Annotated in this window: 1 protein-coding gene; it reads left to right on the top strand. The window is 45.3% G+C overall.

Annotation, left to right across the window (positions count from 1 at the left end; genetic code table 11):
* The coding region (locus HC175_RS17870) for an efflux RND transporter permease subunit (RefSeq protein WP_168139613.1) at positions 1 to 488 on the top strand (488 nt) is incomplete at both ends.

The raw sequence follows: 488 nt of genomic DNA, 5'->3' as shown, positions 1-488 counted from the left end.
GTGGCAAGGGCCGCTCCTTTGCTGCCCAGGGAGGTAACCCAAAGTGGGGTAACAACTCAAAAACAGCAAACCAGTGCCCTCATGTTTCTTACCATGCTTTCTGAAAATGAGGAGTATGACGCCACTTATATTCAAAATTACCTGAATATCAACGTCCTTCCTGAGTTAAAAAGGATCAATGGAGTTGGAGATGTTTCAGTTTTTGGGGCTAAAAATTACGCAATGCGAGTTTGGTTACAACCCGAAAGACTTGCAGCCTATAATCTGGTTCCACAGGATGTGATTGGTGCTATCAATGAGCAGAGTCTGGAAGCCGCAGCTGGTTCCCTGGGACAAAATAATGCTGAGGCTTTTGAATATGTGATCACCTACGGCGGACGATATAATACCGAAGAGGAATACAAGAATATCATTATACGGGCACTGGATAACGGCCAGTTTATAAGATTGCAGGATGTGGCCCGGGTGGAATTGGATGCCGAAGGTTA

It is taken from the genome of Salinimicrobium oceani (assembly GCF_012037645.1).
The sequence above is the reverse complement of the archived record's forward strand: the minus strand, read 5'-3'. Positions and strand labels throughout refer to the sequence as shown.